The following is a 16492-nucleotide window of genomic DNA, read 5'->3' on the forward strand; positions in this document are numbered from 1 at the left end:
CCATGCTCCAGTTCCTCGACCAACTTCCCTTTCCGGTTCTGATCGTCTTTGCGGTTTTCATGCTGCTGGCGCCGTTTCATCCCATGCCGCACGTGGTGGAAAAGATCATCATGCTGAAAAACGGCCAGCTCCATCGGCCGATTGACATCTTTGACCTCTTCTTCCATCTGGCCCCTTTGCTGCTGCTTGGCCTCAAGTGGTGGCTGTCCCATGGCCGCCCTTGACCCAGGCCCCTGCAGCACACAGGCCATCAACACTACCCTATATATATATTATTGAGGAGTAACCATTATGCAGCACGTTTCTGAAAACGACTCCGTCACCATTATCTACGACGCATTTCTGCCCACCGGTGAAAAATTTGATTCCTCCCAGGACACCGGCCCCCTGCAATTCCAGATGGGAACCGGCACTGTACTGCCCGCCTTTGAGCAGGCGCTGCTGGGCATGGCTGCCAAGGAAACCAAGAGCATCACCGTTGCGGCCAAGGATGCCTACGGCCTAAAAAATGAAGACCTGATCATGACCGTGAGCAGCCAGGGTTTTGCCGGCCAGGCCATCGCGCCGGGGATGATCCTCGGCCTGAATATGGAACAGGATGGCCAGCAACACAAGGTTCCGGCCACGGTGCTCGCGGTTGCTGCGGAAACAATGACCGTTGATTTCAATCATCCGCTGGCTGGTCAGGACATCACCTACCAGATCACCCTGCTTTCCATCGACACCCCTGTTGCCGAGGCTCCCGGCTGCGGTTGCTCCTCGGGCAGCACAGGCGGCTGCACCCCGAACCGCGGCTGCAGTTGCGCCTGACCGGGATTTCTCCCCATGGCCACGGAAGTCCGCCTCCCGGACCGGCATAATTCACGGGCGATCCTGAGCATTGCCGGTTCCGATCCTTCGGGCGGGGCCGGAATCCAGGCAGACCTGAAAACCTTCACCGCCATCGGGGTCTACGGGGGGGCGGCTATCACCTGTCTCACCGCCCAGAACAGTCTCGGCGTTTCCTCCTATCTGCCCGTTGCCCCGGAGTTTGTCAAGAAACAGATTCAACTGGTACTGGCCGATCTGCCTGTCAGCCACATCAAGACCGGCATGCTTGGCACCGACGAAATCGCCGGGGCAATGGCCGAGGCCCTGCACCATTTCCCCGGCGAGGTCATCTGCGATCCGGTGCTGACGGCCAGCGACGGACACGAACTCTTCCAAAAATCCAAAAGCAATACCGGTCTGTACGCCCTGTTCAATGTTGCCACCGTCCTCACCCCCAACCTCCCCGAGCTGGCAATCCTGGCGGGTCGAAACCTCGAGACGCCGCAGGAAGCGGTGGAAGCGGCAACCGCCCTGCTTGCCCGCCACCCCAAGCTGCGGGCCATTGTGCTCACCGGCGGGCATCTCCGGGAACAGGCCGGGGAGGTGGAGGATTTCCTGATCCTCAAGCAAAAAACAGGCCGGGAGATTCTCACGGCCAAACATGCGCGAATCATGAGCAAAAACACCCACGGCACCGGCTGCACCTTTGCCTCGGCCTTTGGTGCCTACCATCTGCTCCACGGCAATGACCAGGACGCCTTTTTCAAGGCGGTGGCCTTCATGGATACCGTCCTGCGGCAAAGCGCCAACCTTGCCCTCGGCAGAGGCAAAGGCCCGCTGGCCCATCATCTTTTCCGGGGCAAGATTTGATGCTCACCATTGACGTTTAACGTCAAGCGTTATATCGTTTGCATAAGCAATCGCATCTCTTGATGCAGCTTGAGACATGACCAGGACAGAAAACTCAACAATATAAGGAGAAAACCATGCAGAAAAAACATGGACTACAGATGGCGGTGGTGGCGATTATTTTCATGCTGATCACCTCCGGGTGTGCCAACACATCGCAAGGAACAGGCGGCGCGGCTATCGGTGCGGCAACTGGCGCCATCGCCGGTCAGGCCATCGGCCACAACACTGCGGGAACCTTGCTCGGCGCAGCAGTAGGCGGCGTGCTGGGCTATATCGTCGGCAACGAGATGGACAAATCCGACCATGCACGACTCAATCAGGTATACGAGAGTTCACCTTCCCATCAACGCACCCAATGGGTCAACCCGGACACCAACCGCTCATACACCGTGACACCACAGCCTGCTTACACGGAACCGTCCGGTCAGGTTTGTCGGGAGGCGGAGATCCTCGCCACCGTGGACGGACGCCCGGAAAAGGTGGTCTCCCTGGCCTGCAGGGATAGGAACGGCAGATGGGTGATTCAGAAATAATCCCCTGGCGGATAATCCAGACCAACAATATTCGGGGCGATATTCCAGACACAGAATGCCGCCCCTGAATATAATTGAGAAAAAAGAGCCAGACTCAAACCATGCGCATTTGGATTGACGCCGATGCCTGCCCCGGCCCAGTAAAGGAGATTCTGTTCCGGGCTGCGGAGCGGATGCGGGTAGAGAGTATCCTGGTGGCGAATCACTCCCTGAGAATACCGCGTTCGCCTTTTATCAAAGCGGTGCAGGTCACAGCGGGATTCAATGTAGCAGACGCCAGGATCATCAAGAGCCTTGCCCCGGGCGATCTGGTGATCACTGCAGATATTCCCCTTGCGGCCGAGGTGGTCGCGGCCTCGGCAACCGCCCTGAATCCGCGGGGCACGCTCTATACACCCGAGACCATCCAGGAACACCTGGCGCGCCGGGACTTCATGGACGAGTTGCGCTCAACAGGCACCATCACCGGCGGACCTTCAGCCCTGAGCAAAGTGCATCTTCAAGCGTTTGCCAACCAGCTGGACCGATACCTGACCCGATACGCAACTACCGCACCGCAAACCGTATCTCGATGAACGGCGCCTTGCCGCCAGAAATTCCTCTTTATTTTTCTAACGAAAACTGCCTGATGAACCTGGCCAGAGTTACAACCTGCTCCGGGACAAGATCGCCAAAGGCCATACCCCGGCGCCTGACCTCACCCGCTTCTCCAGCCTTTTCATCGATGACAATGTCACAGACATTGGTGAGGGGGATATTGTCAAAAAAGAGCTTCTCTCCGCCAAAGATGATCCCGAACTCCGCAGGCTGCGTGGTCATGTCGTCATAAGCCGTGTACCGAAAAGACAACCCGCCGAAGCTCACGTCGATGATTTCGCCGTACACGGAATCAAGGGCGATCACCCCGTCCTTCACCGGAAACCTCCGGCACCGCCTGCTCTCCCGCTGGTTAGCCATACTCATCCCCCCATTTTTTTTCAGGACACCCCCCGCCCTGTATTAAACGCAAACAAAAATCACATCATTCGTATCCTGCCACAATCCGGGCAGACCCAGGTCGGGCCATTGCTGATAGTCCACATGTTTTCTTTGAAGCAGTCATCGCAGATCTGAAAGCCGCAGGGACAGTTCCAGCAGAAGGGCAATTTCCGCCGACAACAATGGCATTGGAACTCCTTGGGATTTCGGCGACGACCCGCCTTCTTAGGCTGTTCTCCCTCCATGATCAAGAAGGCTCCTTGACTTCGGCACCCAGCCAGGCCAGATACTCCTTGCTTCCGGCAATTATAGGCATGGCAATAATCTCCGCAACCTCATAGGGGTGGATCGCCTTAATCGCCGCCTCAATTTCAGAATAAAGCGCGGCGCGGCTTTTGGCAAGACAGAGATACTCCCCGGATATTTCGATCTTCCCCTGCCAGCGGTAATGACTGGTTATGGGCCCCATCACCTGGACACAGGCGGCCAGCCGCTGCTCAACCAGCAATCCGGCGATGGCCGCGGCCTCCTTCTCGGTGGCGACCGTGGTGGCAACCTGGATGTATTCGTTCATTCCACCACTCCTTTATGATGCAGACAGCCTGCTGTCTATTCTTCTTCCCCGCCCGGAATCTGTCAACCCCTAACCAAACAAAGTTTTTTGCCGAACCGACCAAGAGCATGGACAGCCTGGCCCGATCTCTGGTACATATGAGAAAATCCGTAACCACTTTTCTCACACCACAATCAAGGAGTCGCCCATGCTGCTGGCGGTTGATATCGGCAATACCCACATGGTGATCGGGGTTTTCGCCGGCCCAAAGCTTCGCTGCCACTGGCGGGTAAAAACCGACAAGGGCAGCACGGTTGATGAACTGGCCGCCATCTTCCACACCCTCTTTGCCATGGAAGGCCTCCGTTTCAACGATATCTCCGACACGATCATCTCCAGCGTGGTGCCGACGATGCAGGCTGCCTGGGCAGCCTTTGCCACCCGCTACCTGCACACCGTTCCGCTGATGGTGGGCTCGGAGACGGTGCAGACCGGCATGCCGGTGCTTATCGACAATCCAGCGGAGATCGGCGCCGACCGTCTGGTCAATGCCGTGGCCGCCTATGCCAGGTTCAAGTCTGCTCTCATTGTCGTTGATTTCGGCACCGCCATCACCTGGGACTGCGTTTCCGGGGCCGGGGAATACCTGGGCGGCGCCATCGCCCCCGGGCTGTCCATTGCCATGGAGGCGCTGGGCAGCCGCACGGCCAAACTGCCCCAGGTTGACATCTCCACCCCCCCTGGTGCCGCCATCGGCACCAATACCGTGGCCGCGATCAAATCGGGCATCCTCTTCGGCTATGGCGGCATGGTGGACGGCCTTATCCGCCGGCTGCGGGAGCAGATGGCCCCGGCCATGCCGCAGACCGTGGCGACCGGCGGCATGGCCACCCTCATCGCCCCGTACACCACCAGCATTGATCACGTTGACCCCATGCTCACCCTCAACGGACTGCAACTGCTCCATGAACGCAACGCTTAAGCCCATCCTCCCAGCCCCCTTAAAAAAAGGGGACACCATCGGCATCATCGCCCCGGCCGGACCGGTGCGCAACGAAGGTGATTTCACCGCCGGGCTGAAGATTCTCACCGAGCTGGGCTTCAAGACCAGATACCAAGGCGACATCCTCCGCCACAACGACTACCTGGCCGGGACCGACCAGCAACGGCTGGCCGAACTGCACGAGCTTTGGCGCGACCCGGAGGTCAAAGCCATTTTGGCGGTGCGCGGCGGCTACGGTTGCCTGCGGCTCCTGCCGGACCTGGATTTCAGCCTTATCCGTGAGCAACCGAAAATGCTCATCGGTTTTTCCGACCTCACGGTCCTGCTCTCGGCAATCCAACAAAAAACCGGACTCATTACCTTCCACGGTCCCATGCTCACCACCCTGCCCCGGAGCGACCGCGATTCGCAGGAGGGTTTTTTCGACCTGCTCACTGGCAGGCCAAGGCCGGAGAGCAAAATAAAAGGGTTAGAAATCCTCAAGGGAGGCCAAGCCAGCGGGAGACTCTTGCCCGGCAACCTGACCAGCCTGGTGCATCTGCTGGGCACCCCCTGGGAACCGGAGTGGAAGGATACCATTGTGGTGTTGGAGGACATCGGCGAAGCGCCCTACCGCATCGACCGGTTGCTCACCCACCTCTGGGCCGCTGGTCGGCTGGAGCAGATCGCCGGGCTCATCCTGGGAGATTTTGACCAGTGCGGCGAACGGGAAGCCATCTGGCAGCGTGCTCTTGAACTGCTGGCCCACCGGCCCATCCCCATCTGGGCCAACTTCCCCTGCGGCCATGGCAGCAGAAACCAGATTCTGCCCGTTGGGGCGGAGGTCCAGCTCGACTCTTCCGCCGGCTGCCTTGTTTTCCCGCAGCCCATGCTGATTCAATAGCCGGGCATTACAAGCCAAACAGCCTGCCGCATCAGCGCCCCATCAATTCCGCCACGTTGCCCTGCAACCGCTCGGCCAATTCCTGCTTCTGTTTGACGGTGTACTCGCTGGTGGCGATGGGCGCCCCCACCCGAATCTCCACCCGGCCTGGCTTGACCAGCAAACTGCCCTTGGGTAAAACCTGATGGGTGCCGACAATGGCCACCGGCACCACCGGCACCCCAGCCTTGATCGCCAAAACAATGGCCCCTGCCTTGAACTGGCCCAGCTTGCCGTCCGGACTTCTGGTCCCCTCGGGAAAGATGGCTACCGAGATGCCTCCGGCAATGCGCCGAGCCGCCTCGTCCAGACTCTTGAGCGCCTTGCGGCCATGCGCTCGGTCTACGGGAATATACCCGGCCAAATGCATGGCCGTGCCAAACACGGGAATCTTGAACAGCTCCAGCTTGAGCAGCCAACGAAAATCACAACCCAGATAACCCTGAAGCGCAAAAATGTCAAACTGGCTCTGGTGGTTGGCGGCAAAGATGTAGGGCTGCCCCGGCTCAAGAAGATCGGCGCCGGTCATGCTCACCGAAACCCCGCTGAGCCGGGCAACAATCCTGCCCAAGTTGCGGGGGAGAAACTGAATCTCGGCCGCCGACCGCCGGAAGATGAGAACCATGATGATGGCCACGATGCTGACTACCCCCGTGAGCAGGGGGGCGAGCACCAGAACCAGAACGCCTCGTAAGAAAGTAACCACGTTGAATTCCCCGATATATTTATGGTATCGTGTCGAAAAAAATGGTCTGCCGTTTTTTCTTTTGTTTTCCCACAGGCTTGGTATCTTAGCATTCCTTCGTGCTCCTGCCAAGCACTGACCTTTAACACCGGACAAGCGCCCGTCGGATTAAATGATGATACGCATTACCGATACGCCAAAACCGCGAGACCGATTTGGTTCCATCCCCATCCGCGCTGGCAAGTCGACGAACAGCTCCCTGTCTGGGCCGCATCTGCCCCGGCGACCGAGGAGATCTTCCCTCTGGACCTGGCTTAAGAGAATCGTGGGCCTCCTCTTCGGGCTGACGCTCATCCTGGGGCTTGGCAGCTCTCTGCTGGTTCCCTATCTGGCCACCACCTTCCTGCCCAAACATCTTGCCGAAGCCCTGAATCGTCCGGTGACCATTGCCAGGGCCGAATTCAACCCCCGCACCTGCACCCTGACCCTCCGCCAGTTCATTGTCGGGCCAAAACTTTCCACGCCCGATGATCCGGTGGACCCATTGCTCTCCGCGGCCACGATATCCCTCCACCTTTTACCTGAACGATTGCTTGGCGGAGAGTTCGCCTGCAAGCTGGGCGCGGAACACTTCTTTCTGCACCTGGTCCGCCGGAAAGGCGGCGGCTATAATCTCGGCCAAGCCCTGGCTGATCTCCTGCCCGCCATGCCTGCACTGCCTCTGCGCTTTTCCTGCGACGCCATTGCCGTCAGCAACAGCCGCCTTGTTTTTGACGATGAGCAGAGCGGCAAGACCTATCTGGCCGAGGAACTCACCCTGGCCAGCCCCCCCGGCCAGGCCAGCCCCGTAAGCTTGCAGGTCAAGATCAACGGCGTTGCGATCACCTTGCCCGACACCGCCAACCCCACCCAAGCCGCCGACCCGTTGCCGTCCACGCCTGAGCCAACGGAAAAGCAAGAGACCGCCAACGCCCCAAGCCCGCCCGATGATTCTGTAATAAAAACGGCAGAGGCAATTGCCCTTATTCAGGAACTCAGCCAGGCTACCAGACAGTATCTACAAAAAACCGTCAACCCGCCGGACAAGCGCCTGACGCCCTCCCTTGCCCACTGACCCGGATACCGCCCATGCTCCGCCCGCCCTATACCCGATACAGCCGCCTCTACACCTACCATCTCGACCTCAAGGATCTCCCGGCCATCGACGATCCGGACCTCATCGGCACCTGGATCGAGGACGAGACCGCCATCCTCTTTTTCCACCGCCCCAAGGAACGGCTGGTCAAAAGTCTCTGCGAGGTCTCGGGGGCCAAGCTTATCTATGAGGCGGATCTGGATTATACGGATTGGGAGGCGGGCAGGGAAATAGGGCCATTCACGGTGGGCGGCCTAACCGTGGCGCCGGTCTGGGAAAAGGCAGCGGCGGATATCTCTCTGGACCCAAGCGTCATCTTCGGCAGCGGTTTCCATCCCTCCACCCGCCTCTGCCTGGAAGGGCTGCTGAAATACACGTCCAGCCCGGAAGTCACCATCAACACCGCCCTGGATCTGGGCTGCGGCACCGGGCTCCTGGCCATTGCCGCAGCCAAACAGGGGGTGGCCAAGATTACCGCCTGCGACAACAACCGGCTGGCCTGTGAGGTGGCCCGCGCCAACTGCCTGGCCAATGGGGTAGAGGATCGAGTTACGGTGCTCGAAGCCGACCTCCGGAGGCAATGTCCGGATACCAGGGTGGATCTGGTGATGGCCAATCTCTATAAGGGGTTGATGCTGGAGCTGTTCGAGAATCCTGATTTCTGGCAGGCAAGGCTCTATGTACTCTCCGGCTTTATCTCCGGCATGGAAGAGGATCTGCTCGCCGCCCTGCCGCAGAGCGGAATCACCTTTCTGGAACGAAGGCGGAACGACCGCTGGTGCAGCTGGACCCTACTGCGACAATGAACCCAGGCCGTTGCCCCAACTTTCAGCGAGATTCTCTGCTACGCTGCAGGTACACCGGACATTGCCCGCGTTTTTCCAAGGAGCAGTCGGCAACCTCCCAGCAGGGGGCATAGTGCAACAGCTTGCCTATGGAGGCGATGGTGATGCCGCCGCCATGGATCATGCTGAACAGACACCTGATCCAGGCGATATCATCGGCGCTGTAATACCGCCATTTCCCTTTGCGACTCGGAGTGACAAGCCCCGCTTTTTCATAATTGCGCAAGGTGCGCGGGTGCAGGGCCAGCATATCGGCTGCGGCGGAAATCCGGTAGACCGAAGGATGGGTTTGGCATCGCATGGGTAATCCTTTTCATTCTCTCTAATGTTTACAACAACGGCGCTCAATCACCCTTCATGGGAAAACGGAACGCTATCCTGGTATATTTTCCTTCTTCCCCGCTGATCAGCAGGAGACCGCCATGGTCTTCGACAATTCGGCGGCAGACAGCAAGTATCCGCCCCCAGCCCTGGGCTGTGGGGTCCTTGCCGAGCCCTGACTCAGGCCGTCGGTCCAGCGGGATCACCGCCCCGTGCTCCACGATGCTGATCTCAAATATCCGGCCCTGACCATTCTCCACCATGGTCTGGGTGGCAATGGCGATTTTCTTCCGCGGGTCCCTGCCGATGAACCTCTCGGCAAGAGCGGTCCGGATGCTGCCCAGGATGCTCAGGAAAACCTGCTGCATCTGCTGGGCCTGCACCGGCACCACTGGCGGCGCAGCCTCCAGATCGGTCTCCAGCCCGATGCCCTCGCTTTTCAGATGATAGCCGATGAGCAGCAGGGCATCCTCCAGCACCGCGGCCACGGGCAGGAATTCTCCCGCCGTCACCCCTTCTTCCTGGCCATAGAGGATAAACTTGCGGACGATCTCGGCAATACGTTCGCCAGCCTCGATGATCTTGACCAGCAGCTCGTTTTCCGGCTGGCCCGGTCTTTTGAGTTGCTCCTCATCGGCCAGCACCTGGGCATAGTTGATCAGGCCGTTGCTGAGATCGCTCACCTCATGCGACACTCCGCTGGCCAGAGCCGCGATCATTTCCAGCCGCAGCCCCACCTCCCTCCCCCCGATCCCTTCCTGTGGGGCAAGGGGATACCCCACCAGGATCAACCGTTCCGGCTCCCCGTCCGGGACCAATCGACACAGGAAGCGCTCAGGGGGCGTGATCCCGGAAAAAGCCAGGGGAGCGCCCTCTGCCGAGCGCAGTTTTTCCATCAATCCTGGGGTGTCGTGGGCCAGACCAGGTTTTCCCGGCATCAAAAAATCACCCCACGGACGACCGGGGATCTGATCGGCCCCACAACCTGCCATGCCACCAAAAACCGGGTTCGCGTCAAGGATAGTCCCTGCCGGCGACAGGGTCAGCTGGATCACCCGCAGGGCTTCAAAAAGCCGGCCATGCAGGTTCTCCCTGCTGGCGAGATGCTGCTGCCCTTCGATGGTGTGCAGCGCCAGGCCGAGATCGCCTGCCAATCCTTCGAGCAGCTCCATCTCCTTGGTGTCGAAATCCGTGGGGGAGAGGGCGTAGATGGAAAGCACGCCGTAGACAATATTTTGCCAAATAATCGGCAGAGCAGCGCAGGCCGCATGCCCATCGGCCAAGGGTGTTCCCTTGAGCAACCCCCTGGGAATTCCAGCCAGGATATCCATCCGCACCACCGGTGCTTTGGAGCGCAGGGCCAGGGCCGCCGGATTCTGCTCCGGCCCCTTTTCCTCGGCCTCGGTAAGGAGTACAGCCATGCAGGCTTCACATTCCTTGTTGCTCATGGAGGTTGCGCCGTCTGCGGTCACCGGCATGACATCCCCGGTCTCGTCACCCTGGCCTATCCAGACCAGGCAATACTCGTGGTTCGCCAGCAGGGCCCGGCAAACCTCCTTGAACAGGGAATCCCTGGTTTTCGCCCTGGCGATGGCCAGTTGCGCCCCTTTAATCGCCGCAGCCACCCGCTGAAACTTTGCCAATCCCTTAGCCGTGATCTCCCGGGCCATCAAGAGGTCGTGGAAGGAATAGGCCAGCTCGGAAATCTCCCCGCTTCTCCCGACAATGGAAAGCCCGGGCCGGGAACCTGCGGCCACCTCCTTCACCTGCTGGACAAGATCCAGCAACGGGGCGATCAAGCGCCGCTGAAAAAAAAGAAGCAGGACGATAATCAGGCTGACCACCATGGCCAGGGCGCCGATCACCACATTCTGAAAGCTGATCAGCTCGCGCTTGCCATGCTCGACCAGCACCCGGTCAAAAAGCATGAGCCTCTCGCCCAGGGTGCGGATATCCGTATTGAGTTGCCGCAGATTTTCCGGCTTGACCGGCCCGGCGCTGATCTTTCGCACCAGCAGGACAAGGCCGGGCAGATCAATGGCGTTGGCTAGGGTGAGTTTGTAATGATCGTCTATGAACCGGTTCCCGATAACAGAGACCAAATTGCGATTGAGTTCCTCCAGCTCCGCGCCCACCGGGGCCAGCCCTGCATACTGCCCTTCCAGCAGGTTTTCGGTGACATGCTCCCGGATGATGGAAAACTGGAAGATGAGTTTTTCGGTCTGTTGGCTGACCTCGACATGATTGCGGTACAGCTGATATTGCCTGATTCCCAGCCCCAGCAGGGCCACAAGGATCAGCACGACCGAGACCGCGGTGGCATGGATTGTCTTCTTTAAAGGAAATGCCATTTCAGTGTAACCGTTAACCTGGGGCTAAACACTTGCCACTATCCCCGGCCTGTAAACGTTCAGCAGTGCCGTAGATGCGCGAAGGAGGCCTGTTCGCTATAGCCCCTCTATGCGAATAGGCCGATGACAAAGCAGATGCGGTGCTGCTGGACCTTTACATTTCAGTCAGCCCGGAGTTGCGAGTTGCGGCAGGGCCGGAAACCCGGCCCTGCCATTTTTCATCACTGACGCAGTATTACTTCTTTTCCTTCCAGGTGTAGAGAATCGGCATCCTGGCCAGAACCGCCCGATAGACCACGATGTAGGTGGCATAGACGGTGAAGACGATCACCAATTCACGCCAGTGGGGGATTTCCCGATACAGTTGCCAGTTGAAGGCAATGAGCGCCGTATTCAACCGGTTCAAGGCAATACCAAACACCGCCAGAATCGCGGCGAAACGGGCCAAGGAGGCGTTGCTGTTCCGCACCGCCATGGTGTAGAAAATCAGCGGCAGGATGACCCCCACCACCATCTCAAACATAAACCAGGCTCCCCAGCCGGTGAGCAGATACGCCCAGTTATTGTCGTGGGCAATCCCGATGATCTTGATGACCAGATAAGTGATCAAGGCCATGGAAGCGCCCTTGGCCAGACCCAGGGTCAGCTTGCTGAGGTTGCTCAGATAATTTTCATCACACCGCCAGCGCATGAACCATTTGGTCAGGGTACTGACCACAATGAGCATGGACAAGCCGGCAAACACCGCGGACACGAAAAAATGGAGCCATTGAAACGGAGAGGAATACCAGAGCGGATGCACCTTGCCCGGAGCATAGGTGAACAACGCGCCCAACGCCCCCTGATGCAGGGTGGAAAGGATGATCCCGGCAATGGTCAAACCGAGGACGATGCTCTTGATAAACTTCTTGGCCTTGGGAAAGCCCATCCACTCGGAGAATGCCGGCACCAGCTCCGCCACCTGACAGGTAAGATAGGTGGCCACATGCCAGGCCACGAGAAACAGCACCGCCGCCGGTCCCAGAGAAACGAACATGGGGTAGATCAAACGCCAGGGTTGGCCCAGATCCACCTGCAGAAACACGACCGCAAACAGATAGCCCAGAAGTCCGTTCAGTAGGCCGAGTCGCTCGATGGACTTGAAATCCTTACGGCCAAAAAGCTCCACCGTGGTTCCCATCATGAAGCCGGAGGCGGAAAGCGGCACCATGGTGAACAGACCCCAGCCCAGAAACAGCCCCCAGGGGTAGTCATAGGAGGAATGCGTTACCCAACCCAAGCCAAAAATAAAACGCCCCACCAGGATCGGCAACCCGATGGCATAAATGGCCCAGAGCACCCAGTTGAACGGGTTGCGCAGCTGAACCGCCCAGTACTCTTTGGGGGAAAGCCCCAGCATGATCTTCTCTTTTACGGTCCACTCACTCCCATCTTTTTTGAGATCGGAGACAACAGGGGCGAACCCTTGTGATTTTAAGCTATTCATCGTCTTCCACCTCTCCTCAGCTTTTATTTTCTTCGTTTTTCGTTGCGTCCTTCCGGTTGCTCAGCAAATGGAAGCCGGTAAAGAGCGCAGGCCAGATGGTGAGAACCATCGGCACCATCCCAAGGAACTCCTTGACATAACTGATGATCGGCTGGGTTCCCAGATGGGTGTCATAGCCGATCTTGTCAAAGGGCACGTCGGAGAGATACATCCAGGCGGTGCCGCCGACCTCGTTTTCGCCATACACGTGATCCACGTAGGCATCAGGCTTATCGCTGATCCGCTGGTGCGCCAGCTTGAGGAGATCCTTGCGCTTGCCAAAGGTCATGACCTCCTGGGGGCAAGCCTCGACACAGGCCGGCGGCCGGCCGAATTTGAGGCGGGTGTCGTAGCACATGATGCATTTTTTTATCACCGGATTGGTGGGGCTGGAGTAGCTGTAGGCCGGGATATAGAAAGGACAGGCGACCATACAGGTCCGGCAACCGACACACACGGTTTTATCGTAGATAACGGCGCCTTCCGGCGTCTTCTTGTAGGCATTGACAAAACAAGAGGTCAGACAAGCAGGTTCGTTGCAATGATTGCACTGCACCTTCCGGAACAACGGGTGTTCCCGGCCCGGCACATCATACTTCTGCACCACGGTATACGCCTTTTCCGTTGTCCTTCGCGGCAATCCACCCTCGCGCTTCTCCTCAAATACGGAGGGGTCGTCGAATGGTTTGTCCGGTGCAGGAAGATTCTGCTCTTTGTTGCAGGCGGCTTCGCAGGTCCGACAGCCGACACATTTGGTGAGATCAACAAGCACGCCCATGCTGTCCGGGTAGCCGCCAAAATTATGCGTTCCGGCCACGGCCTGTTTGCTTGTCCCGACGGCGGCGATGGCAGCGCCACCGGCCAGGCCGCCTTTCAAGAAACTTCTGCGGTTCAACTTTTTCATAATGTAACCCTCTGATATCGTTTCAGCGTAACTTCTAAGCCTCTGAGATCTTCAATCAATGACCGCCGCCATGCCCGGCGGAAGCGCCAGGAGCCGGGGCATATTTACCCGAATTAAAAAAGGCGTCCCCCTTGTCGTTACGGGTATGGCAATCCTGGCAGCCGGTTGGTCCGCCCATGGCGGTATGGCAGCCAAGGCATTTCTGATGATAGGCCCCTTTCAGGCCAAGCTTCCCCTTGTGGTGCAACTGCGGATTCCCCTCGATTTTCGCCAGGTCTTCCGCGGAAAAGCGCTTGTCGGAATGGCAGCTCTTGCAGGCCACCGATTTCGCTTTTGCCCCGGCCTCATGGCAGCGGGCGCAGTTCGGATCGGTGGGCGCGAGCCCGGTTGTGTGGTGATGACACTCAGCGCAGCTTGGTGCCACACCGGTATGCATGGCATGATCAAAGGTCACTGCGGAATAATAATTTGCCAGGCTGCCAAGTTCCACCGTGCCAGGGCCTTCTGCGGCCCAGCTCTGCGCGGCCAGGGGTGCGGTCAGGAGCATAAGCGCCGCCATCCCCAAGAGTGTTTTCTTTCTTCCTCCCATGTTGCTCTCCTTGTAAAAAAGTAATCTCGTAAAAAACAAACTCCGGTTTGCATTATCAGTGCGGCAAGGGAATTCTCTCCGCCAAGACCTGGGCTTCAAACTCCATTCCGGCGGGATTCCGAGTATTCCAGCATCTGCTTAAGCACATCCTGTGCCAAGCCTTGTCTCAAAGTGCATGAACACTGACGCCACACTCCGAGACAGAAAGCGCAAGGGCTGCGAAAAAAGGGACTACCGATTAAAAACAACTGGGTTGGATAATTGCAGGCTGGGAGAGGGTGTCATGCGAGGGGCAAAAAAAAAAATCATCACCCACTATTTTTCCGTTGCGATGGCAAGGTGCGATGCAGGAAAGAAGTGTTGCATGCAACACATGTGGCGCTACAGAAGTGTTGCATGCGACAGGTGGCGCAGCAAATGGAACATTTGCCTATCGGGATAACCCGGTTTGCGCTTTGTTTTCTTCGGTCAATTTGGGGCAGGTCACTATGATATCAACCTCTTCCGCGTCAATGGTCTCATTGAGCAGAAGAACCTCGGCCAGCTTATGCAGGAAGGTTATCCGCCCTTCCAAGACAATGATCGCCTCCTGATAGCACTCCGCGATGATCCTGGTGACCTCCTCATCAATGGCCCTGGCGATCTCTTCGCTGTAGGGGCGCTGCCGCGCACCGAGGCCGAGAAAGCCCTGATCCGGGGTGACAAAGGCCCGTGGCCCGAGCCGTTCGCTCATCCCGAATTCACAGACCATCCGGGTGGCGATATCCGTGGCCACCTGCAAATCGTTGCTGGCTCCGGTGGAAAATTCATTGAAAATGATTTCCTCCGATGTTCTACCGCCAAGCAGGATGGTGATCCGGTTGGTCAGATACTCCTTCGAATAGGCGTGGCGGTCATCAATGGGCATCTGTTGCATCACGCCCATGGCCTGCCCCCTGGGAATGATGGTGATCTTGTGCACCGGGTCGGTGTTGGGCAGAACCTTGGCAATGATCGCATGCCCGGCTTCATGGTAGGCCGTGACCTTGCGCTGTTGTTCGCTGATGACCAACCCCGTCCTTTCGGCACCCATGAGGATCTTGTCCTTGGCATCCTCGATATCGCTGAGCTGGATGCCCGCCTTGCCCTTGCGCGCCGCCATCAGGGCGGACTCGTTGATGAGGTTGGCAAGTTCGGCACCGGTGAAGCCCGGCGTGGACTGAGCCACCACCTGCAAGTCAACGTCCGGGTCCATCATCACGTTGCGGGAATGCACCTCCAAGATCTTGCGCCGCCCCTTGACATCGGGGGGCATGATGGTGACTTGGCGATCGAACCGCCCCGGCCGCATCAAGGCAGGGTCCAGAACATCCGGCCGGTTGGTCGCCGCTACGATGATGACGGTTTGGTCGCTCTGAAACCCATCCATCTCCACGAGCAGGGCGTTGAGGGTCTGTTCCCGCTCATCCTGGCCGCCCATGGCCCCGGCAGCCCCACGGCTACGGCCCACCGCGTCTATTTCATCGATAAAGATGATGCAGGGCGCACTTTTCTTGGCCTGGGCGAAAAGATCCCGCACCCGCGAGGCGCCGACCCCGACAAACATCTCGACAAAGTCAGATCCGCTGATGCTGTAAAACGGAACCCCCGCCTCACCGGCAATAGCCTTGGCAAGCAGGGTTTTCCCGGTTCCCGGTGGGCCTTGCAGCAGCACCCCCTTGGGGATCTTGCCGCCGAGCCGGGTGATCTTTTTGGAATCCTTCAAGAATTCCACGATCTCGACCAGCTCTTCCTTTGCCTCCGGAATGCCGGCCACATCATCAAAGGTCACTCGTCGGGCCTTGTCCGGGTCCATGGCGATCTTTTTCTTGCCAAAGCCGCTGCTGCCACCGCCTTTCTGACTGCGGAGCATGAAGAACATCCAACCACCCATGAGCAGGAGAACCGGAAAGGTGGAAGTCCAGAAAGGCGAAGCCCCTTGGGGTGCCCTGGCGGAGATGCGGACATTCTTCTTCTCAAGCTTGGGCAGAAGCTGCGGCACGTCCGGGGCATAGGTCGAGAAAGATTGGCCGTAGCTGTCCGTACCGGTAATCTCCTGGCCCCGGATCAGCGCCTCCCGGATCTCGTTATTTTCCAGCTTGGCAAGGAAGCTGGAATACTCAAGCATGGGCGACCGGTTCTCCACGATCCAGACGTTGTAAACGACAACGGCCAGGGTTGCCGCCAGCATGAGCAGCAGATAATTTCGCACGTATTTGGCCACGATCTCCCTCCTGGAAAGGATGAATGAAATTTAGAGTGACTGCCTTGTTGCAACTGAACACATTATGTTGCAACAACCGGACCATGCAGCTTTGCCAGCCTGCCAGTTCCCAAGAAAAAACGGCAAAAAAAAGCCCGGACGAATCCGGGCTTAGAGGGAGGTACTACAAGGTTAGCCGTAAAAC

At 58.3% G+C, this 16492-nt stretch carries 18 protein-coding genes; 9 read left to right on the forward strand and 9 right to left on the reverse strand.

Annotated elements, in window-relative coordinates:
- Positions 1-2 precede the first annotated feature (2 nt).
- The 5 genes from ACZ46D_RS07940 to ACZ46D_RS07960 all read left to right on the forward strand — a co-directional run bounded on the left by ACZ46D_RS07940 (position 3) and on the right by ACZ46D_RS07960 (position 2830).
- Complete coding sequence (locus tag ACZ46D_RS07940; RefSeq protein WP_464926919.1) at positions 3-224, forward strand: hypothetical protein; 222 nt, start codon at positions 3-5, stop codon at positions 222-224.
- 67 nt (positions 225-291) lie between these two features.
- Positions 292-810 (forward strand): FKBP-type peptidyl-prolyl cis-trans isomerase, encoded by a 519-nt coding sequence (locus tag ACZ46D_RS07945; protein WP_464926920.1) that lies wholly within the window; start codon positions 292-294, stop codon positions 808-810.
- 15 nt (positions 811-825) lie between these two features.
- Positions 826-1680: a bifunctional hydroxymethylpyrimidine kinase/phosphomethylpyrimidine kinase gene (thiD, locus tag ACZ46D_RS07950; protein ID WP_464926921.1), complete on the forward strand. Its 855-nt coding sequence runs from the start codon at positions 826-828 to the stop codon at positions 1678-1680.
- A 116-nt stretch (positions 1681-1796) separates the two neighbouring features.
- Positions 1797-2255 carry a glycine zipper domain-containing protein gene (locus ACZ46D_RS07955; RefSeq protein WP_464926922.1) on the forward strand — a complete coding sequence of 153 codons (459 nt, stop codon included), beginning with the start codon at positions 1797-1799 and terminating at the stop codon, positions 2253-2255.
- A gap of 101 nt (positions 2256-2356) precedes the next feature.
- Entirely contained in the window at positions 2357-2830 is a 474-nt protein-coding gene (locus ACZ46D_RS07960) for a YaiI/YqxD family protein (RefSeq protein ID WP_464926923.1), read from the forward strand.
- 28 nt (positions 2831-2858) lie between these two features.
- Here ACZ46D_RS07960 and ACZ46D_RS07965 read toward each other — a convergent pair whose 3' ends face one another.
- Both ACZ46D_RS07965 and cutA read right to left on the reverse strand, forming a co-directional pair.
- Positions 2859-3212 carry a hypothetical protein gene (locus ACZ46D_RS07965; RefSeq protein WP_464926924.1) on the reverse strand — a complete coding sequence of 118 codons (354 nt, stop codon included), beginning with the start codon at positions 3210-3212 and terminating at the stop codon, positions 2859-2861.
- A gap of 268 nt (positions 3213-3480) precedes the next feature.
- Positions 3481-3807, reverse strand: a complete 327-nt coding sequence (cutA, locus tag ACZ46D_RS07970; RefSeq protein ID WP_464926925.1) for a divalent-cation tolerance protein CutA — start codon at positions 3805-3807, stop codon at positions 3481-3483.
- Between the two features lie 187 nt (positions 3808-3994).
- Between cutA and ACZ46D_RS07975 the strand changes: the two genes are divergently transcribed.
- Positions 3995-4768 carry a type III pantothenate kinase gene (locus ACZ46D_RS07975; RefSeq protein WP_464926926.1) on the forward strand — a complete coding sequence of 258 codons (774 nt, stop codon included), beginning with the start codon at positions 3995-3997 and terminating at the stop codon, positions 4766-4768.
- Positions 4752-5672: a S66 peptidase family protein gene (locus tag ACZ46D_RS07980; protein WP_464926927.1), complete on the forward strand. Its 921-nt coding sequence runs from the start codon at positions 4752-4754 to the stop codon at positions 5670-5672. Before ACZ46D_RS07975 ends, ACZ46D_RS07980 begins: the two co-directional genes overlap by 17 nt.
- Positions 5673-5703: 31 nt before the next feature.
- Here ACZ46D_RS07980 and ACZ46D_RS07985 read toward each other — a convergent pair whose 3' ends face one another.
- The gene (locus ACZ46D_RS07985; protein WP_464926928.1) at positions 5704-6417 is read right to left on the reverse strand and encodes a lysophospholipid acyltransferase family protein; all 714 of its coding nucleotides are present in this window, start codon (positions 6415-6417) and stop codon (positions 5704-5706) included.
- A 154-nt stretch (positions 6418-6571) separates the two neighbouring features.
- Here ACZ46D_RS07985 and ACZ46D_RS07990 point away from each other — a divergent pair, with 154 nt between their 5' ends.
- On the forward strand, positions 6572-7510 hold the full coding sequence (locus tag ACZ46D_RS07990; RefSeq protein WP_464929268.1) for a DUF748 domain-containing protein: 939 nt from the start codon (positions 6572-6574) through the stop codon (positions 7508-7510).
- Positions 7511-7524: 14 nt separating this feature from the next.
- The gene (locus ACZ46D_RS07995; RefSeq protein ID WP_464926929.1) at positions 7525-8337 is read left to right on the forward strand and encodes a 50S ribosomal protein L11 methyltransferase; all 813 of its coding nucleotides are present in this window, start codon (positions 7525-7527) and stop codon (positions 8335-8337) included.
- Positions 8338-8359: 22 nt separating this feature from the next.
- On the opposite strand, the gene ACZ46D_RS08000 is transcribed toward ACZ46D_RS07995, so the two are convergent.
- The 6 genes from ACZ46D_RS08000 to ftsH all read right to left on the reverse strand — a co-directional run bounded on the left by ACZ46D_RS08000 (position 8360) and on the right by ftsH (position 16308).
- Positions 8360-8677, reverse strand: coding sequence for a MerR family transcriptional regulator (locus ACZ46D_RS08000; protein WP_464926930.1), 318 nt, complete (start codon positions 8675-8677; stop codon positions 8360-8362).
- A gap of 43 nt (positions 8678-8720) precedes the next feature.
- Entirely contained in the window at positions 8721-11048 is a 2328-nt protein-coding gene (locus tag ACZ46D_RS08005) for a GAF domain-containing protein (RefSeq protein WP_464926931.1), read from the reverse strand.
- Positions 11049-11283: 235 nt separating this feature from the next.
- The gene (nrfD, locus tag ACZ46D_RS08010) at positions 11284-12534 is read right to left on the reverse strand and encodes an NrfD/PsrC family molybdoenzyme membrane anchor subunit (protein ID WP_464926932.1); all 1251 of its coding nucleotides are present in this window, start codon (positions 12532-12534) and stop codon (positions 11284-11286) included.
- A 16-nt stretch (positions 12535-12550) separates the two neighbouring features.
- The gene (locus ACZ46D_RS08015) at positions 12551-13477 is read right to left on the reverse strand and encodes a 4Fe-4S dicluster domain-containing protein (protein ID WP_464926933.1); all 927 of its coding nucleotides are present in this window, start codon (positions 13475-13477) and stop codon (positions 12551-12553) included.
- A 55-nt stretch (positions 13478-13532) separates the two neighbouring features.
- On the reverse strand, positions 13533-14066 hold the full coding sequence (locus ACZ46D_RS08020) for a cytochrome c3 family protein (protein ID WP_464926934.1): 534 nt from the start codon (positions 14064-14066) through the stop codon (positions 13533-13535).
- Positions 14067-14496: 430 nt separating this feature from the next.
- The gene (gene ftsH, locus ACZ46D_RS08025) at positions 14497-16308 is read right to left on the reverse strand and encodes an ATP-dependent zinc metalloprotease FtsH (RefSeq protein ID WP_464926935.1); all 1812 of its coding nucleotides are present in this window, start codon (positions 16306-16308) and stop codon (positions 14497-14499) included.
- Positions 16309-16492: the final 184 nt, after the last annotated feature.

The sequence above is a fragment of the Thiovibrio sp. Mzg5 genome (assembly GCF_055379285.1).